The organism is Streptomyces sp. NPDC018029 (genome assembly GCF_044327655.1).
Lineage (GTDB): Bacteria > Actinomycetota > Actinomycetes > Streptomycetales > Streptomycetaceae > Streptomyces.
Genome location: NZ_JBIRFV010000005.1, coordinates 665,210 through 684,228 on the forward strand (window position 1 = coordinate 665,210; position 19,019 = coordinate 684,228).

Consider the following 19,019-nt stretch of genomic DNA (forward strand, 5'->3'; position numbering starts at 1 on the left):
ATGTCAGGCGGGTACGACACCGCGTCAGGCGGTTACGACATCCTCCGCGGCGTCCGGGGCGGCGGAGGCGGCGCACCGGGCGGCGTGCATCGGCATCTCGGTGAGGCCGGGGTAGTAGACGTGCAGGCTGACGGCCGGTTCCAGGGAGTCGTTGACGACCTCGTGGACGTACCCGGGGGCGAAGACGCGCTGCGCGCCCGCGCCGAGCGCCCGGGTGCCCCGCTCCGTGTGCTCGGTCAGCTCACCCTCAAGGAGGGTGAGTACGCCGGAGGAGCGCCCGTGGTCGTGCAGGCCGCTGCCCTGTCCCGGCACCCAGGAGAGCAGCCACACCTCGTAGCCGGGCCCGGTGCGCAGGCGGTGGTACCAGCGGCTGGTGGCGTCGTACTGGACGAGGTGGGCCCACTGGGAGCGGTCGGCGGCGATGGTGCGGGCGAGGCCGACGAACTCGGCCACGGTGGCGGGGTGCTCGCGGGCGGGCTGCAGGAGGTGCGGGACTTCGAGGATGTCGCCGGCGATCTGGAGGTCGCTGTCGCTGTTCATGGTGCGGTGGTTCCTCAACGTAAGAGTGCTGGGGTGTCGCGAGGGAGGGTGCGGCTCTGCGTGCAAGCCGGGTACGGCATGCAAACGAGGCGCGGCATACAAAGGGACGTGCGGCTCAACAGCTGGATGGGCTCAACAGCTGGAGCAGGAACAGCGACAGCGCGCGTGGGCAGCACCGATGGAACCGCAGGTGCGGGTCATCGAAAGAGCCAGGTTCGCGAGCATGCCCACCAGAACAGCCGCTCACACCTACAACTGTCAACTCGGTGTCCACTATGTGGGCTATGTTTCACCTCATCCGGTTGTTCTGTCAGGCGAAAGGTTTGTGCAGCCGACCCTCCGGACACATGGCGCAGCAACCGGCACTCAAACATCGACGTCCTCCCTGATGTGACCCGAGCGAGATCCGACTGAGATCGAATTTCGGGGGAACTCGTTGGCGGGGCGCCGGACGAGTCATCGAGGGTGTCATGGTTTAGGCCGATTTGAACACTTTCCGCATACCCTTGGTTCCGCAGAGTGAATAAGGGGCCCAATAGCAGATCTCGGCTTGACTGGCCCGGATCGGCGCACTTGTAATTTCACTCGTGTCGTTCATCCGAAACCGGTGACGGCCGCACCACGGGGACGCACAGACAGACGAGGGGCGCACATGACCGAGCTGGTTCAGGAACTGCTGGTCGAGGACGCGGACGAAGAACTCGGCTGGCAGGAGCGCGCACTGTGCGCCCAGACCGACCCCGAGTCCTTCTTCCCCGAGAAGGGCGGCTCCACTCGCGAGGCCAAGAAGGTCTGCCTCGCCTGCGAAGTCCGCTCGGAATGCCTTGAGTACGCACTTGCGAACGACGAACGTTTCGGCATCTGGGGCGGCTTGTCGGAGCGAGAACGCCGACGACTGAAGAAGGCCGCGGTCTGAGCGACACGCTCACACCCGCGTGCCGACGATCGATTCGCCACACGACTCCCTCGAACGAAGCGCGACGAACGGCCCGTCACCCGTGGGTTATCCACAGGCGGCGGGCCGTTCCTGTGCCAGCCGTTAGTGTGGGGCCCCGTCCGAGACGACCCGGCGCCCCAGCGGGGCGCGGGCGTCCACCGCAGTCCAGCGAACCGGGGCCCGTACCTCGATGTCCGTGCACAGCCATTCGGCAGCCCACGACGCTGCCACCGGGTTCGACCCGACCCGCCCGCCCGAGTTCCCGCGGCATGTCGTGACCGCCGTCCTCGTCTCCCACGACGGCGCCCGCTGGCTGCCCGACGCCCTGGCGGGGCTTCTCGGGCAGGAGCGGCCCGTGCAGAGCGCCGTGGCCGCCGACACCGGCAGCGCGGACGACTCCGCCCAGCTGGTCACCGAGGCCCTCGGCGCCGACCGGGTGCTGCACCTGGCCCGCCGCTCCGGCTTCGGCACCGCCGTCGACGAGGCCGTCCGCGGCGCCGCCGTGCTCACCCCCGAAGAGCTGCCCTATCTGAAGCGCCCGAGCGGCTGGGACCCGGTGAGCCGGAGCTGGCGCGACGACGCGTACGACATGCCCGAGCTGCCGCACGGCGAGCCCGTGCAGTGGCTCTGGCTGCTGCACGACGACTGCGCGCCCGAGCCCGACGCCCTCGCCGAACTGCTCCGCGTCGTGGAGAACGAACAGGAGCTCGGCAAGGAAGTCGCCGTCGTGGGCCCCAAGCTCCGCGGCTGGTACGACCGCAGGCAGCTCCTCGAAGTCGGCGTCTCCATCGCCAACAGCGGCCGCCGCTGGACCGGCCTCGACCGGCGCGAGCAGGACCAGGGCCAGCACGACCACGTGCGGCCCGTGCTCTCCGTGTCCACCGCGGGCATGCTGATCCGCCGCGATGTCTACGAACAGCTCGGCGGCTTCGACCGCCGCCTGCCGCTCATGCGCGACGACGTCGACCTGTGCTGGCGCGCGCACGCCGCGGGCCACCGCGTCCTCGTCGCCCCCGACGCCGTCGTCCGGCACGCCGAGGCATCCTCCCGCGAGCGCCGCACCGTCGACTGCGTCGGCCGCACGGCGACCTCGCCGCACCGCGTCGACAAGGCGGGCGCCACCTACACCCTGCTCGTCAACGCCCGATCGGCCGTGCTGCCCTGGGTGCTCTTCCGCATCGTCGTCGGCACGCTCGTGCGCACCTTCGCGTACCTCGTCGGCAAGGCCCCCGGGCAGGCCCTGGACGAAGTCGCCGGCCTCCTCGCCACACTGCTGCGGCCCGGCCGGATCCTCGGCGCCCGCAAGCAGCGCGGCAAGCCGCTGCCCGACGCCGGCGAGATGCGGCCCCTCTTCCCACCGCCGGGCGCCACCGTCCGGGCCACCGTCGAACAGGCCGCGGGCAGCCTCATCGGCCGCACCGAGGCCGACGCCCCGGCCGGCGCGGGACGGCACGGAGCCGTCGAGTCAGGACCCGGCGGCGACGACGCCGACTTCCTGGAGGTCGAGCAGTTCGCCCGCCTCAAGCGCGTCGCCCGCAGACCGGGACCCGTCCTCTTCGTAGTACTCCTCTTCGCGTCGCTCATCGCCTGCCGCGCCCTGCTCGGCACCGGTGCGCTCGCGGGCGGCGCCCTGCTGCCCGCACCCGCCGACTCCTCCGACCTCTGGGCGCGTTACGCCGACGCCTGGCACCCCGTCGGCACCGGCGGCACCCAAGGCGCCCCGCCGTACGTGGCGCTCGTCGCCAGCCTCTCCTCCCTCCTCTTCGGCTCCACCGGGCTCGCGGTCACCGTGCTGCTCGTCGGCTCCGTCCCCCTGGCCGGCTTCGCCGCGTACTTCGCCTCGCGCCCGCTCGTCACCTCGCGGCTGCTCCGCGCGTGGGCGTCGATCGCGTACGCCTTCCTGCCCGCCGTCACCGGCGCTCTCGCGGGTGGCCGCGTCGGCACCGCCGTCCTCGCCGTCCTGCTGCCGCTCATCGCGCGCGCGGGCATCGCGGCGAGCGGCCTCGCCACCCCGCGGGGCACCCGCGGCACCTGGCGCGCCACCTGGGCGTACACCCTGCTCCTGACCCTCGCCACGGCCTTCACGCCGATCGTCTGGCCGATCGCCCTGGTGCTCGGCCTCGCCCTCCTCGTGGTGCGCCGCGGCGACATCACGGCGTACGGACTGCGTTTCCTCGCCGCGCTCGGCACCCCGCTTCTCGTCCTCGCGCCCTGGTCCCTCTCGCTGCTGCCCTTCGGCTTCTTCCAGGAAGCGGGCCTGGAGTTCGGCACCGGTTCCGCCACCGCCCTCGACCTGCTCGGCGCCAGCCCCGGCGGCCCCGGCACCGTGCACGGCCTGCTGCTCATCGGCATCGTCCTCGCCGCGCTCGGCGCCCTGCTGCGCGGTGAGCGGCAGCTCGCGGTCCGCACCGCCTGGGCCGTCGCCCTGGTCTCCCTCGTCTTCGCCGTCCTGTCGAACGGCTCGGCGTGGGCAGGACCGGCCACCCTCGGCTACGGCATCGCGCTCCTGGCCGCCGCCGCGCTCGGCGCCGACGGGGCACGCGCGCGTGTCGCCGAACAGAGCTTCGGCTGGCGCCAGCCTGTGGCCGCGCTCATCGCGTTCGCCGCGGCCGCCGGACCGCTGCTCGTCGCCGCCGGCTGGATGATCGGCGGCGCCGACGGCCCTCTGGAGCGGCGCGACCCGGTGCAGGTGCCCGCGTTCGTCGCGGAGGAGAGCGGCACCGAGGACCAGGCCCGCACCCTCGTCCTTGGCAGCGACTCCGCCGCCGAGGTCTCCTACACGCTCGTACGGGGCTCCGGCGCCCGGCTCGGCGACGCGGAACTCGCCGCGGCGGCCCCCGACGACGAGCGGCTCGACAAGATCGTCGCCCGGCTGATCGCGGGCTCCGGCGCCGACCAGGCCGACCAGCTCGGCGGCTTCGCCGTGCGGTACGTCCTCGTACGCGACGGGGCACCCCGCCAGATGAGCCGCACCCTGGACGCCACCCCGGGCCTCACCCGGCTCAGCCAGGAGGACGGCAGCGCCCTGTGGCGCGTCGACCGGCAGGTGGCGCGCGCCGCAATCCTCCACAAGACCGGCGACCCGGAGCCCGTCGCGGCCGGCCCCGTCGAGCTCCACACGAAGATCGAGTCCGGCGACGCGGGCCGCGTCCTGCGTCTCGCCGACTCCGCCGACCCGGGCTGGACGGCGACCCTCGACGGCCACCCGCTGCCCCGCACCACCGTCGACGGCTGGGCCCAGGGCTTCGAACTGCCCACCGCGGGCGGCCACCTGGACGTCACCTTCGACGCCCCGCTGAGCCACACGGCCTGGCTGTGGGCGCAGGGCGCGCTCGCCGTCGTCCTCGTGGTGCTCGCCCTGCCGGGCCGCCGCCGCGACGTCGACGACGACCTCCCCGAAGAGCCCGTCGTCCCGGCCCAGGCCGTCGAGGGCGAGGGCCGCAGGGCGCGCAGGCTGCGGGCCCAGAGCGAGCAGGCCGCACAGGAGGCGGGCCAGGACGTACCGCCTCCTCCTTCGGAGGAGGCCCTCGCCGCCGTCCCGCACCAGCAGTCGTCGTCCTACGAGGAGTGGGAGGCCCCCGCCCACACGGGCGCCGAGCAGGGCACGTACGGCGGCCAGTACCAGGGCGGCGCGTACCAGGGCGGGCAGTACCCGGCCGGGGCGTACGAACAGCCGTCGTACCAGGCGGACGCCTACCAGGGCGGCCAGTACGACCCGTACGCGTCCTACGGAGGCGCGGGCGGTGTCTACGGAGGCGATCAGCAGTACGGGCAGTCGGGAGACCACCAGGAGTACGGACAGTCGGGCGATCAGCAGTACGGGCAGGCAAGCGACCAGCAGTACGGGCAGTCGTACGACACCTCGTACGACCCGTCGTACGACCAGGGTCGGCCCCCGATGCCGCCCCCGCCCCCGCAGCCGCCCCGCGGCACCCCGCCCCACGGCACCGACAGTGAGCGCCCCGACGGGAGCCAGCAGTGAACCGCACCACCCAGTCCCTGATCGCCGTGGTCGTCGCGCTCGGCGCCGTCACCGGGTTCGCCGCCTTCGGCGGGAAGGACGGCACGGACGACGCCGGGGCGAAGGCCGCCGCGCGGCTCCCCGTCGAGCGCACCAGCCTCCTCTGCCCGGTGCCCAGCTCCTCCGACCTCGCCGAGACCTCGTACACCGCCTTCACACCGAAGGCGAGCGGCGCCGAGGCCACGGGCAAGGCGGAACTGCTGCCCGTGAGCAAGGCCTTGACCGACGCGGCCAAGCAGAACGACAAGAAGGCCAAGCCCTTCCTCACCCAGAAGACGCCGGGCGAGCCCGTCGCGGGCGAGGAGTCGGGAGCCGAGGCGCCCGCCCTCATCGGCACGGCCGACGGCGGGCTCGCCCCCGGCTGGACCGTGCAGCAGACCACGACGTACGCGGCGGGCAGCGGCCGCGGCATGCACGGCACCCACTGCACGGCGCCCGACACCGACTTCTGGTTCCCCGGCGCGAGCACCGCCAAGGACCGCAGCGACTACATCCACCTGACGAACCCGGACGACTCCGCCGCCGTGATCGACGTCGAGCTGTTCGGCCCGGACGGCGAGGTCACGTCCGCGGTCGGCGACTCGATCCAGGTCCAGCCGCACTCCAGCGTCCCGGTGCTGCTCTCCACGCTCGCCGACAAGGCGTACCCGAACCTCACCATGCACGTGATCGCGCGCAGCGGCCGGGTCGCGGCCGCCGTGCAGTCCTCCGACGAGAAGCTGGGCGGCGACTGGCTGCCCGCGTCCACGGATCCGGCGGACCGCCTCGTCCTGCCCGGCATCCCGAAGGACGCCACCTCGGTGCGCCTGGTCGCCTACGCACCCGGTGCGCGGGACGCGGACCTGAAGGTCCAGCTGGCCTCCCCGAACGGCACGCTCACCCCGGCCGGGAACGAGAACCTGCACGTCAAGTCCGGCATGACGGCCGCCGTCGACCTCGGCGACGTCACCAAGGGCGAGGCCGGCTCGCTGCTCCTGTCGCCGACCGACACGCCGGTCCCCGTGGTGGCGGCGCTGCGGGTGACCCGCGGCAAGGGCAGCAAGCAGGAGACGGCGTTCATCCCGGCGACGGGCGAGGTGGGCACGCGCGCGACGGCCGCGGGCAACCGCGCCAAGGGCTCCACGCTCTCGCTGGTCGCGCCGGAGAAGTCGGCGAAGGTGAAGGTCACGGCGTCGTCCGGCACCGAGGGCGGCTCCCCGGTGACGAAGACGTACACGGTCAAGGGCGGCACGACCCTGGAGATCGCGGACCCGCCGAGGCCCGACGGGCTGAAGGGTGCCTACGCCCTCACGGTGGAGCCGGTTTCCGGCGGCCCGGTCCACGCGGCACGGACGCTGTCCCAGCCGGAGGGCGGCGTCCCGATGTTCACCGTCCAGACGCTGCCGGACGACCGGGGGACGGTGGCCGTGCCGAAGGCCGAGCGGGACCTGGCGGTGCTTCAGAAGTGAGGGCTCACCAAGGGGGTGCCGGAAGGACGGGGCGTCAGTCCTCGCCGTCGCCGTAGCGCGGGTCCACCGACTCCGGGGACATGCCGAGCAGCTCCGCGACCTGCTCGACGACCACCTCGTGCACGAGGTGCGCGCGTTCGTCGCGGCCCTTGGTGCGGATCTCCACGGGGCGGCGGTAGATGACGACGCGGGCGGGCCGCCCCTCGGACGCCGTGATCGTGCCGCCCAAGGGCACCACCTCGTCCTGCCACTCGACGCCCGCCCGGCCCAGGGGCGGCACCTCGAGCACCATGAACTCGATCTCCGTGAGCTGCGGCCAGCGCCGCTCCAGACGCTCCACGGAGTCCTGCACGAGATCGGTGAAGGCCTCGCCCCGGCTGGCGGACAGCGGAACCTGAGGCGGCGCCACGGGGCCGCGCATGCCCCTGCCGTGGCGGTCGCGGCGGCGGGGCCTCGGGTCTGCGGAGCGGGGCTGTACGGGGTCGTCCATCACTGACGAAGAGTAGTCCCCGAGATCGGCCTTTCCATGTGGGGCACGGCATGTTCCATGTGGAGCGCGACATGTCGCTTCCTGACCGTTCCGGTCGCGGTTGGACTCAATTCCGTATCTCTCCTGGACCGTCGATCTCACGCCAAATGACGTGATCCGCGCCATGTGGTGACCGGATTCAACACCACGCGCCCCTGTGGTCACTGGCGTCCACGCAGGTCAACGGCGTGCGCGTGCGGTGCGTCGGCGCACGGGACCGGACACGACACGGTGGAGTGACCTGATGGAGAGTCGTCGCGGCCCGCTCAAGAGTGCGGTACCGTCCAACATCGTGAGCCCTGTACGTCGCTGTTCGCGCACCGCTTGCGGCCGTTCCGCCGTCGCGACGCTGACGTACGTCTACGCCGACTCGACCGCGGTCCTCGGCCCCCTCGCCACCTACGCCGAACCCCACTGCTACGACCTGTGCGCCGAGCACTCCGAGCGCCTCACCGCACCCCGCGGCTGGGACGTCGTCCGGCTCGCCGACGCCTCGGGTCCGGCCCGCCCCTCCGGCGACGACCTCGAAGCGCTCGCCAACGCCGTGCGCGAGGCGGCCCGCCCGCAGGAGCGCGCGGCCGAGGCCGGCGGCGGCGCCCGCCGGGCGGACCCCATGGAGGTCGCACGCCGCGGCCACCTCAGGGTGCTGCGCTCACCGGACTCCTGACCGACGCTCCACGGACGCGCCCTTCACCGGATCTTCCCCGTCCGGCACGTTGACGTCCGTTCTCCCGGGCACTGACGATTTCGCCACCCCACAGCCGGGAGGCGTTCCGTGTTCGTGCAGCAACTGGAGCCCGTGGCCGACTCGCTCGGCCTGTCCGCACTCGTCGCGACCCTGCCCCTCCTGACCGTCCTCGTCCTCCTCGGCGCCGTCCGCATGAAAGCGCATCGGGCGGGCCTCATCGGCCTCGCCGTCGCCGTCCTCGTCGCCTGGCTCGCGTACGGCATGCCGCTCGGCCAGACCGCATCCAGCGCCGCGCAAGGCGCCCTCTTCGGGCTCTTCCCCATCCTGTGGATCGTCGTCAACGCCCTGTGGGTGTACCGCATGACGGTCCGCACCCGGCACTTCGACATCCTGCGCCGCTCCTTCGGCAGGCTCTCCGACGACCCCCGCATCCAGGCCCTCGTCGTCGCCTTCTGCTTCGGAGCGCTCCTGGAGGCGCTCGCCGGGTTCGGGGCGCCGGTCGCGATCAGCGCGGTCATGCTCGTCGCCCTCGGCTTCGACCCGGTGCGCGCCGCGGTCGTCGCCCTCGTCGCCAACACCGCACCCGTCGCCTTCGGAGCCATGGGCACCCCCGTACTGACCCTGGCTCAGGTGACGGGCCTGCCACTGGACACTGTCGCCACGGTCGTCGGCCGCCAGACACCCCTGCTCGCCCTCGTCGTGCCGCTGCTCCTCGTGGCGCTCGTGGACGGGCGGCGCGGCCTTCGCGAGACCTGGGTGCCCGCCCTGGCCTGTGGAGCCGCCTTCGCCGTCGCGCAGTTCGCGGCCTCCAACTACGTCTCGGCGCAACTCGCCGACATCGGCGCCGCGCTGGCGGGCGCGGGCGCGCTGATGGCGGTCCCGCACGCGCGCAGGCCGGCCCCCGAGCCCGTCCGCGCCGCCGTCCTCACCGGCGCCCGCAGCGAAGACCTCGACCACGACGACCCGCGCCCCGAAGTGCTGCGCGCCTACGCCCCGTACGCCCTGATCGTCGCCGTCTTCTCCGTCGCCCAGATCCCGGCCGTCAAGGACCTCCTCGCGAAGGCGACCCGCACCTTCGACTGGCCCTTCCTGAACGTCGGCGACCCCTCGGGTGACCCGGTCGGCGGCAACGTCTTCTCGCTGCCGCTCGTGGCGACCGGCGGCACGCTCGTGCTGCTCGCCGGGGTGGGCACCGCGGTGGTCATCGGGGTCCACGCGCGCGTGGCGATGCGCGAATGGGCCGCCACCGTCCACGAACTGCGCTTCGCGATCCTCACCGTGACCTCCGTGCTGGCGCTCGCCTACGTCATGAACCTCTCCGGCCAGGCCGCCACGATCGGGCACTACGTAGCCGCCGCCGGCGCCGGACTCGCCTTCCTGTCACCGGTACTCGGCTGGTTCGGCGTCGCGGTGACCGGCTCCGACACCTCGGCCAACGCGCTCTTCGGCGCACTCCAGGTGACGGCCGCTCAGCAGTCCGGCCTGTCGCCGGAACTCCTCGCGGCCGCCAACAGCTCCGGTGGCGTCCTCGGCAAGATGATCTCCCCGCAGAACCTGACGATCGCGTGCGCCGCCGTCGGACTCGCAGGCAAGGAGGGCGACCTGCTGCGCAAGGTGCTGCCCTGGAGCCTCGGACTGCTCCTCGTCATGTGCCTGATCGTCGTCGGACAGAGCACCGTGGTGCTCGGCTGGATGCTGCCGTGAGCGCGCTCTCCACAGACGCGGCCTGCTGTCGGTCACAGCGGGTACTTTTGGGGTGACCGCGGAGGGCTCTCCGTACTCGTTTGACTCGCAGAACCTGCAGAGAGGGTTGGCCGTGACTGCTGATCTGTCCCAGATCGTGAAGGCGTACGACGTCCGCGGGGTGGTCCCGGACCAGTGGGACGAGTCGCTCGCCGAGCTGTTCGGGGCGGCGTTCGCACAGGTCACGGAGGCGGACGCGATCGTGGTCGGACACGACATGCGCCCCTCGTCGCCCGGCCTCTCGCGCGCCTTCGCGCGGGGCGCCGCCGCTCTCGGCGTGGACGTGACGCAGATCGGCCTGTGCTCGACGGACCAGCTGTACTACGCGTCGGGCGCCCTGGACCTGCCGGGCGCGATGTTCACCGCGTCGCACAACCCCGCCCAGTACAACGGCATCAAGATGTGCCGCGCGGGCGCCGCCCCCGTCGGCCAGGACACCGGCCTCGCGGACATCCGCGCCCTCGTGGAGCGCTGGAGCGAGTCCGGCGCCCCCGAGAGCGCCGCGACCCCCGGCACCCTCACCGAGCGCGACACCCTCACCGACTACGCCGCCCACCTCCGCGGCCTCGTCGACCTGACCGCCATCCGCCCCCTCAAGGTCGTCGTCGACGCGGGCAACGGCATGGGCGGGCACACGGTCCCCACCGTCTTCGAGGGCCTGCCCCTGGAGCTCGTGCCGATGTACTTCGAGCTCGACGGCACCTTCCCCAACCACGAGGCCAACCCCCTCGACCCGGCCAACATCGTGGACCTCCAGAAGCGGGTCCGCGAAGAGGGCGCCGACCTCGGCATCGCCTTCGACGGCGACGCGGACCGCTGCTTCGTCGTCGACGAGAACGGCGCCCCGGTCTCCCCGTCGGCCATCACCGCCCTCGTCGCCTCCCGCGAGCTCGGCAAGCACGGCGGCAAGGGCACCGTCATCCACAACCTCATCACCTCCTGGTCGGTCCCGGAGGTCGTGAAGGAGAACGGCGGCACGCCCGTGCGCACGCGCGTGGGCCACTCCTTCATCAAGGCCGAGATGGCGCGGACCGGCGCGATCTTCGGCGGCGAGCACTCCGCGCACTACTACTTCAAGGACTTCTGGAACGCGGACACGGGCATGCTCGCCGCGCTCCACGTCCTCGCGGCCCTCGGCGGCCAGGAAGGACCGCTCTCCGCCCTCGTCGCCCAGTACGACCGCTACGCCGGCTCCGGAGAGATCAACTCCACGGTCGACGACCAGACCGCCCGCCTCGCCGCGATCAAGACGGCGTACGACGGCAAGGACGGCATCACCCTCGACGAGCTGGACGGCCTCACCGTGACCGCCGCCGACTGGTGGTTCAACGTACGCGCGTCGAACACGGAACCCCTCCTCCGTCTGAACGTCGAGGCACGCGACGAGGCGACCATGGCCAAGGTGCGCGACGAGGCCCTCGCCATCATCCGCGGCTGACACCCGCCACCAGAGGGCGGTCGCGCACGGAGAGCGGGACGGTCGTGGCAGTCCGGCCGCGACCTTCCCGCACCCCCACGCGGCGCCGCGCACGGAGGTAGGCTGACCAGGCCGCATCCTGTGCGCCGACACAGCGCACACCCCACCGCATCCGCTCGAAGGGACCCACCCCATGCCGCTCGAAGCCGGCCTCCTGGAGATCCTCGCCTGCCCGGCCTGTCACGCCCCCCTCAAGGAGACGGACACCGAGCTGATCTGCACGGCGGACGCCAAGGAGTGCGGCCTCGCCTACCCGCTCCGCGACGGCATCCCCGTACTCCTGGTCGACGAGGCACGCCGCCCCGCATAGCGGCACCCGCCCGGCACACCCCGGGCCACCCTGCAGGAAGCCGCGCACGGCGATCGGAGACCTGACCCATGCTCGACGAGTCGCTGCTCGACGACCCCGAGGCGCTCGCCCGCGCCGACCGCCGCGGACTGCTGCGCGGCGCGGCGGAAGCGGGCGCCCGCGTCCGCACCGCGGCCCGGCACGCCGCGGAGGCGGGTCTCACGGAGCTCAAGCCCGACGGCCGCCCCCGCGCCGTCCTGATCGCCGGCCCGGGGACCGCCGCCACCTGCGTCGCCGACATCCTCGACGGCCTCGTGGGCACCGGCTGCCCCGTCATCCGGCTGGCGCCGAGCGGTGTCGCCCCCGCCGCGGGCGCCCTGCGCTGGACCCTGCCCGGCTGGGTCGGCCCCGTGGACCTGCTCCTCATCGCCACCCCGGACGGCACCGAACCGGGCCTCTCCCTCCTCGCCGACCAGGCGTACCGCCGCGGCTGCACGGTCGTCGCCGTCACCCCCGCGCGCACCCCGCTCGCCGAGAGCGTGGAGGGCAGCCACGGCCTCACCGTCCCCATGGCCACCTCGCCCTACGGCGCCTACGAAGGCCCGCACGACGACGCCACCCGCGGCTCCGCGTCGTACGAGGCACGCCGCGTCGAGGACGAAGCCGCACCCGGCGCCCCCTGCACCCTGTGGGCCCTCCTCGTCCCGCTGCTGATGCTCCTCGACCGCACCGGCCTGGTCGCCGCCCCCGACGCCACCCTGCAGAAGGTCGCCGACCGCCTCGACCGCGTCGCGGAGCGCTGCGGCCCCGCCATCTCCACGTACAGCAACCCCGCCAAGACGCTCGCCGCCGAACTGGCCGACTCCCTCCCGCTGATCTGGACCGAGGGCCAGTCCGCGGGAGCCGCGGGACGCCGCTTCGCCGCCACCCTCGCCGAGCAGGCCGGGCACGCCGCACTCGCCGCCGAACTGCCCGAGGCACTGCCCGCGCACGGCGCCGTCCTCGCCGGCAGCCCCACCGGCGGCGACGACACCGACGACTTCTTCCGCGACCGCGTCGACGACCCGGCGGCCCTCCGCGCGCGCGTGGTGCTGCTCCGCGACCGTCCTGTGGACGCCGGAGGCCTCACCGCGGCCCCCGCCGCCCGCGAACTGGCACACGGCCACGACGTCGCGCTCAGCGAACTCGAACCGGAGGACGGCGGCGAACTGGAAGCGCTCGCCGAGCTGATCGCCGTCACGGATTTCGCCGCCGTTTACCTGGCGCTCGCCTCGGGAGCCGGATCATGACCACTGCACCGGTCACCTCCGCGGTCACCGCACGGGTCACCACCGCAGTCCAGCACTCGCGTACGCAGCAGTTTCCAGTAAGTACGCAGTAGTACCCAGTAAGGGAGAGCCCCTCCGTGGACCGCCTCACCAACACCATCCGCCCCTACGCCTGGGGTTCCACCACCGCCATCGCGGAGCTCACCGGCGCCGAGCCGAGCGGCGAACCGCAGGCCGAGATGTGGATGGGCGCCCACCCGGGCGCGCCCTCGCGCACGGAGCGCGGCGCGCTGAACGAGGTCATCGACGCGGCCCCGGAACGCGAGCTCGGCACGGCGACGGCCGCCAAGTTCGGCCCGCGCCTGCCCTTCCTCCTCAAGATCCTCGCCGCGGGCGCCCCCCTCTCCCTCCAGGTCCACCCCGACCTCGCGCAGGCGAAGGAGGGTTACGCCGACGAGGAGCGCCGCGGCGTCCCGGTCGACGCGCCGCACCGCAACTACAAGGACGCCAACCACAAGCCCGAACTGATCTGCGCCCTCACGCCGTTCGACGGCCTCTGCGGCTTCCGCGCCCCCGCCGAGACCGCGGCCCTCCTGGAAGCCCTGGAGGTCGACAGCCTCAAGCCGTACGTCGACCTGCTGCGCGCCCAGCCCGAAGAGGCCGCCCTGCGCGAGGTCCTGACGGCCGTGCTGACCGCCGACCCCGAGGAGATGGCCGAGACGGTCACCGAGGTCACGGCCGCCGCCCAGCGCCTCGGCGGGGTGTACGAGCCGTACGCGGGCATCGCCCACCACTACCCAGGCGACCCGGGTGTCATCGCGGCCATGCTCCTCAACCACGTCCGACTGCAGCCCGGCGAGGCCCTGTTCCTCGGCGCCGGCGTCCCGCACGCCTACCTCGACGGCCTCGGCGTCGAGATCATGGCCAACAGCGACAACGTCCTGCGCTGCGGCCTGACCCCCAAGCACGTCGACGTACCCGAACTGCTGCGCATCGTCCGCTTCGACGCCACCGACCCCGGCGTCCTGCGCCCCGAGGCCTCCGAGACCGGCGAAGAGGTCTACGAAACCCCGATCGACGAGTTCCGCCTCTCCCGCTTCGTCCTGCCCGAAGGCGCCGCCCCGCACGACCTCACGGCCCCCACACCGCAGATCCTGCTCTGCACGGCGGGCTCGGTCCGCGCGGGCGAACTCACCCTGACGCCCGGTCAGTCCGCATTCGTCCCCGCCGACGAAAAGGCCGAAGTGTCCGGTCCCGGCACGGTTTTCCGAGCCACCGTGGTGGCCTGACACACCGGAGCCGTCCCGTGCTGCAACAATGACCCACCGCAAAGGGCGGGCAAAGCACCGCCGACAGCGTGGTCGATACGTACGAAGGCGAAGGGGTACCCCGCACTCATGAGCGCGTCAGGCGGAACAAAGGCGATTGTCGCGGCACTGGCCGCGAACCTCGCGATCGCGGTGGCGAAGTTCGTCGCGTTCATCTTCAGTGGCTCGTCCTCGATGCTCGCCGAGAGCGTCCACTCCCTCGCCGACTCCGGCAACCAGGGACTCCTGCTCGTCGGCGGCAAGAAGGCGCAGCGCGAGGCGACCCCGCAGCACCCGTTCGGCTACGGCCGCGAGCGCTACATCTACGCCTTCCTCGTCTCCATCGTCCTCTTCTCGGTCGGCGGCATGTTCGCCATCTACGAGGGCTACGAGAAGATCAAGCACCCGCACGAGATCGAGCACTGGTACTGGCCCGTCGGCGTCCTGGTCTTCGCGATCATCGCGGAGAGCTTCTCCTTCCGGACGGCCATCAAGGAGTCCAACGCGACGCGCGGCAACCTCACCTGGACGCAGTTCGTCCGCCGCGCCAAGGCCCCGGAGCTGCCCGTCGTCCTCCTGGAGGACCTCGGCGCGCTCGTCGGCCTGATCCTCGCCCTCGGCGGCGTCGGCATCGCGCTGGCCACCGGCGACGGCGTCTGGGACGGCATCGGCACGCTCTGCATCGGCGTCCTGCTCATCGCGATCGCGATCATCCTCGCCGCGGAGACCAAGTCCCTGCTGCTCGGTGAGGCCGCGGGCACCGAAGAGGTCGGCAAGATCGAGAAGGCCCTGGTCGACGGCGAGACGGTCACCAAGGTCATCCACATGCGCACGCTCCACCTCGGCCCCGAGGAACTGCTCGTCGCCGCCAAGGTCGCCGTCCAGCACGACGACACGGCCACCGAGGTCGCCGCCGCGATCAACGCCGCGGAGGAGCGCATCCGCGCCGCGGTACCGATCGCCCGGGTGATCTACCTCGAACCCGACATCTACAGCGAGTCGGCGGCCGCCGCGGGCCAGAACCCGGCGAAGGCGCCCGGCGGCCACTGAGCCTTCCGGTCCGTACGCGGACGGGGCCCCGCACCGGGTGGTGCGGGGCCCCGTCCGCGTATCCGGGAAGCTCCCGGCCGCTGATTGCTACCGGACCTCCCGCAGTACGTCGAGGATCGCCGCGTCGTCGGGCGCCGCCTCCAGCCGCTCCCGGAAGCCGGTGTCCATCAGCTTCCGCGACAACAGGGCGAGAATCCGCAGATGTTCGTCCCCGGCGGCCGCTTCCGGTACGGAGATCATGAAGATCAGCTTGGCCTTCGTACCGTCGAGCGAACCCCACTCGATGCCCTCCGACGACCGCGCGAACCCGACGACCGGGGCGTCCACGGCATCGGTCTTGGCGTGCGGGATGGCGATCTCCTCGCCGAGCCCTGTGGTGCCCTGCTCCTCGCGCCGCAGCGCGGTCCGCACCAGCTCCTCCACGTCGTTGACCTTGCCGGTGGTGGCGAGCAGCGCGGCCATCTCACGGATGGCGGCCTCCTTGTCGCCGGCGTCGAGCCGGACTTTCACGGTCTGCCGGGTGAGGTACCCAGAGAGAACGTCGTCGGCCGGCTGCGTCGGCTCCGGCTCCGGCTTCGGGTGTTCGGTTCGGGTATTGGCGGAAGGGGCGGACGGCGCCTTCCGCGGAGCCCCGGCGAGCACCGGCTCGGGCCCGCCCGGCACCTCGACCAGGGGAGCCCCGCGCCGCTTGCGCTCACCGAGGTCGACCAGAGTCACGGTCGTGAGCGCCGTGACGACCGCACCGATGGCGATGGCCACGAAGAACATGGGTACGCCGCCCACTGCGCCAAGCACCGCCACGATCGGTCCGCCGTGCGGCACCGCGTCCTTCACGCTCGCCATGCCGGCGATCGCACCGGCGACGGCACCGCCCAGCATGTTGGCGGGAATGACCTGCGCGGGCCGGGCGGCGGCGAACGGAATGGCGCCCTCGGAAATCCCGAAGAAGCCCATGAAGAGCGACGCCATCCCGGTCTCGCGCTCCTGCTCCGAGTACAGCTTGCGGCGGAGCAACGTGGCGAGACCCTGACCGAGCGGCATCACGGGGATGGCCGCGGCGCACATGCCCATCACGGTCTGGTTGCCGGTCGCGATGAGCCCCGTACCGAAGAGGAACGCGGTCTTGTTGACGGGACCGCCCATGTCGAACGCGATCATGAGGCCGAGGATCGCCCCGAGCAGGATCGCGCTGGTGCCCGTCATCCCGCTGAGCCAGCTCGTCAGATGCTCGAACACCCAGGAGATCGGCTTGCCGATGACGTAGATGAAGAACAGCCCGAGAGCGGTGGTCGCGACGATCGGGATCACGATGATCGGCATGATCGGCCGGACGAACTTCGGGACCTCGACCTTCTTGATCCACTGCACCAGATAGCCGGCCAGGAAGCCGGTGACGATGGCCCCGATGAAGCCCGCGCCCGCCTTGGAGTCGTACAGCTCACCGGTGTTGGCGATCCACCCGCCGATCATGCCCGGCACCAACGCGGGCCGGTCCCCGATCGCGTACGCGATGTACCCGGACAGGATCGGCACCATCAGCGTGAAGCCGATGACCCCGATGGCGTTCACGTGCGCCCAGAAGGTCCCCTCCGGGATCACATAGCCCTTGGACGTCGCGTCGCCGCCCAGCGCCAGCGAGATCGCGATCAGCAGACCACCGACCACGACGAACGGAATCATGTACGAGACGCCGTTCATCAGCGCCTTGTACGCGACGCTCCGCTCCCGGCCGCCTCCACTGCCCTGGGCGGGAGCCTCCGCCGCACCGCCAAGGCCCCCGGCGGAAGCCTCTGTCGCACCGCCGCCACCGCCGCCGTGCACAGGAGCGCTCTGCACCCGCTCGATCAGCCGCTCGGGGTGGCTGATGCCCTCGGACACCCCGACGGACAGCACGCGCTTGCCGGCGAACCGGCTGCGGTCCACGTCCTTGTCGGCTGCGATGATGATGCCGTCGGCATCTCTGACATCGTTGTCAGAAAGGACGTTCTCGGCGCCGATGGAGCCCTGTGTCTCCACCTTCATGTCGATGCCGAGGCTCTCCGCCGCCTGCGAGAGCTTCTCCGCCGCCATGTACGTGTGGGCGATACCGGTCGGACAGGCGGTGACGGCGAGCAGCTTCAGCCTCCGCTGCCCGCTGGTGCCCCCGCCCATGGGGGGATCGGCCGGACTGGTCACGTGGATCTCCTAACGCCTTTGCCGCACAAGATCGCGCATATGTTCCCGATCTCAAGGCATCCTGCAACACATAACCGCAGGATCAAAGGCGCAAAGGTCCCATAACGTCCACCTCTGACGGCCTATCCGCCGAACATCGGGTACGCGAAGGCGGGCTGGGGCTTGCTGGGCCAATCGGTGTAGCTTGGTGACCGAGCCAGACGTCGCTGCTGATGGCGGTCGGGCGGTCCACGCACGGACTGTCCGAGGGAGAGAGGGCCTCCGACGGACTGCGCTGCGCGCGTCGGTGCACCCTGTACCCGATGCCGCAGGTCAGCCATGTCCACCCTCGACCCATCCACGAGGAGCAGCTCACTCATGACTCTCATCAACGGCAAGGACTTCAAGGTCGCCGACCTCTCCCTGGCGGCGTTCGGCCGTAAGGAGATCACTCTGGCCGAGCACGAGATGCCCGGTCTGATGGCGATCCGCAAGGAGTTCGCCGCCTCCCAGCCGCTGGCCGGGGCCCGCATCATGGGCTCCCTGCACATGACCGTGCAGACCGCCGTCCTGATCGAGACGCTGGTGGCGCTGGGTGCGGAGGTGCGCTGGGTCTCCTGCAACATCTTCTCCACCCAGGACCACGCGGCCGCGGCGATCGCGGTCGGCCCGAACGGCACCCCCGAAGACCCGCAGGGTGTGCCGGTCTTCGCCTGGAAGGGCGAGAGCCTGGAGGAGTACTGGTGGTGCACGGAGCAGGCGCTGACCTGGCCGAACACCCCCACCGGCGGCCCGAACATGATCCTGGACGACGGCGGCGACGCCACCCTCCTGGTCCACAAGGGTGTGGAGTATGAGAAGGCCGGCAAGGTCCCGGCGGTGGAGACGGCGGAGAACGACGAGCACCGCGTGATCCTGCAGGTCCTCAACCGCACCATCAGCGAGGGCTCGCAGAAGTGGACGCAGCTGGCCTCGGAGATCCGCGGGGTGACCGAGGAGACCACCACCGGCGTGCACCGCTTGTATGAGATGCACCGCGAGGGCACCCTGCTGTTCCCGGCGATCAATGTGAACGACGCGGTGACCAAGTCGAAGTTCGACAACAAGTACGGCTGCCGGCACTCGCTGATCGACGGCATCAACCGCGCCACCGACGTCCTGATCGGCGGCAAGACCGCCGTGGTGTGCGGGTATGGCGATGTCGGTAAGGGGTGTGCGGAGTCGCTGCGCGGCCAGGGCGCCCGGGTGATCGTCACGGAGATCGACCCGATCTGCGCGCTGCAGGCGGCGATGGACGGCTATCAGGTGACCACGCTGGATGAGGTGGTGGAGACGGCCGACATCTTCATCACCACGACCGGCAACAAGGACATCATCATGGCCTCGGACATGGCCCGGATGAAGCACCAGGCGATCGTGGGCAACATCGGCCACTTCGACAACGAGATCGACATGGCCGGCCTCGCCGCGATTCCGGGGATCGTCAAGGACGAGGTCAAGCCGCAGGTGCACACCTGGACCTTCCCCGAGGGCAAGGTGCTGATCGTGCTGTCCGAGGGCCGTCTGCT

At 71.7% G+C, this 19,019-nt stretch carries 14 protein-coding genes; 11 read left to right on the plus strand and 3 right to left on the minus strand.

The window, feature by feature from the left end; genetic code table 11:
• Positions 1-24: 24 nt before the first annotated feature.
• Complete coding sequence (locus ACH4D5_RS19230) at positions 25-540, minus strand: cysteine dioxygenase (protein ID WP_398303695.1); 516 nt, start codon at positions 538-540, stop codon at positions 25-27.
• A gap of 652 nt (positions 541-1,192) precedes the next feature.
• On the opposite strand from ACH4D5_RS19230, the gene ACH4D5_RS19235 reads away from it, so the two are divergent.
• From ACH4D5_RS19235 to ACH4D5_RS19245, 3 genes are all read left to right on the plus strand, one after another.
• On the plus strand, positions 1,193-1,456 hold the full coding sequence (locus ACH4D5_RS19235; RefSeq protein ID WP_016642094.1) for a WhiB family transcriptional regulator: 264 nt from the start codon (positions 1,193-1,195) through the stop codon (positions 1,454-1,456).
• Positions 1,457-1,667: 211 nt separating this feature from the next.
• Positions 1,668-5,459, plus strand: coding sequence for a glycosyltransferase (locus ACH4D5_RS19240; RefSeq protein ID WP_398303697.1), 3,792 nt, complete (start codon positions 1,668-1,670; stop codon positions 5,457-5,459).
• Positions 5,456-6,946, plus strand: a complete 1,491-nt coding sequence (locus ACH4D5_RS19245) for a DUF5719 family protein (RefSeq protein ID WP_398303699.1) — start codon at positions 5,456-5,458, stop codon at positions 6,944-6,946. Before ACH4D5_RS19240 ends, ACH4D5_RS19245 begins: the two co-directional genes overlap by 4 nt.
• A 34-nt stretch (positions 6,947-6,980) precedes the next feature.
• On the opposite strand, the gene ACH4D5_RS19250 is transcribed toward ACH4D5_RS19245, so the two are convergent.
• Positions 6,981-7,436 carry a metallopeptidase family protein gene (locus tag ACH4D5_RS19250; RefSeq protein WP_398303701.1) on the minus strand — a complete coding sequence of 152 codons (456 nt, stop codon included), beginning with the start codon at positions 7,434-7,436 and terminating at the stop codon, positions 6,981-6,983.
• 283 nt (positions 7,437-7,719) lie between these two features.
• Between ACH4D5_RS19250 and ACH4D5_RS19255 the strand changes: the two genes are divergently transcribed.
• The 7 genes from ACH4D5_RS19255 to ACH4D5_RS19285 all read left to right on the plus strand — a co-directional run bounded on the left by ACH4D5_RS19255 (position 7,720) and on the right by ACH4D5_RS19285 (position 15,297).
• A complete protein-coding gene (locus ACH4D5_RS19255; protein WP_398303703.1) occupies positions 7,720-8,142 on the plus strand; it encodes a DUF3499 domain-containing protein in 423 nt (140 codons plus the stop codon).
• 108 nt (positions 8,143-8,250) lie between these two features.
• Positions 8,251-9,867 (plus strand): L-lactate permease, encoded by a 1,617-nt coding sequence (locus tag ACH4D5_RS19260; protein WP_398303705.1) that lies wholly within the window; start codon positions 8,251-8,253, stop codon positions 9,865-9,867.
• Between the two features lie 112 nt (positions 9,868-9,979).
• The gene (locus ACH4D5_RS19265; protein WP_398303707.1) at positions 9,980-11,344 is read left to right on the plus strand and encodes a phosphomannomutase/phosphoglucomutase; all 1,365 of its coding nucleotides are present in this window, start codon (positions 9,980-9,982) and stop codon (positions 11,342-11,344) included.
• Positions 11,345-11,516: 172 nt separating this feature from the next.
• Entirely contained in the window at positions 11,517-11,693 is a 177-nt protein-coding gene (locus tag ACH4D5_RS19270; protein WP_362997443.1) for a Trm112 family protein, read from the plus strand.
• 68 nt (positions 11,694-11,761) lie between these two features.
• Complete coding sequence (locus ACH4D5_RS19275) at positions 11,762-12,961, plus strand: SIS domain-containing protein (protein WP_398303709.1); 1,200 nt, start codon at positions 11,762-11,764, stop codon at positions 12,959-12,961.
• A gap of 116 nt (positions 12,962-13,077) precedes the next feature.
• The gene (gene manA / locus ACH4D5_RS19280) at positions 13,078-14,229 is read left to right on the plus strand and encodes a mannose-6-phosphate isomerase, class I (protein ID WP_398303711.1); all 1,152 of its coding nucleotides are present in this window, start codon (positions 13,078-13,080) and stop codon (positions 14,227-14,229) included.
• A gap of 108 nt (positions 14,230-14,337) precedes the next feature.
• Positions 14,338-15,297: a cation diffusion facilitator family transporter gene (locus ACH4D5_RS19285; protein WP_398303713.1), complete on the plus strand. Its 960-nt coding sequence runs from the start codon at positions 14,338-14,340 to the stop codon at positions 15,295-15,297.
• 87 nt (positions 15,298-15,384) lie between these two features.
• Here the strand turns inward: ACH4D5_RS19285 and ACH4D5_RS19290 are convergent, their stop codons facing one another.
• Positions 15,385-17,472 carry a fructose-specific PTS transporter subunit EIIC gene (locus tag ACH4D5_RS19290; RefSeq protein WP_398303715.1) on the minus strand — a complete coding sequence of 696 codons (2,088 nt, stop codon included), beginning with the start codon at positions 17,470-17,472 and terminating at the stop codon, positions 15,385-15,387.
• Positions 17,473-17,829: 357 nt separating this feature from the next.
• Between ACH4D5_RS19290 and ahcY the strand changes: the two genes are divergently transcribed.
• Positions 17,830-19,019, plus strand: a 1,190-nt coding sequence (gene ahcY / locus ACH4D5_RS19295) for an adenosylhomocysteinase (RefSeq protein WP_398303717.1), incomplete at its 3' end; no start/stop codon positions are given.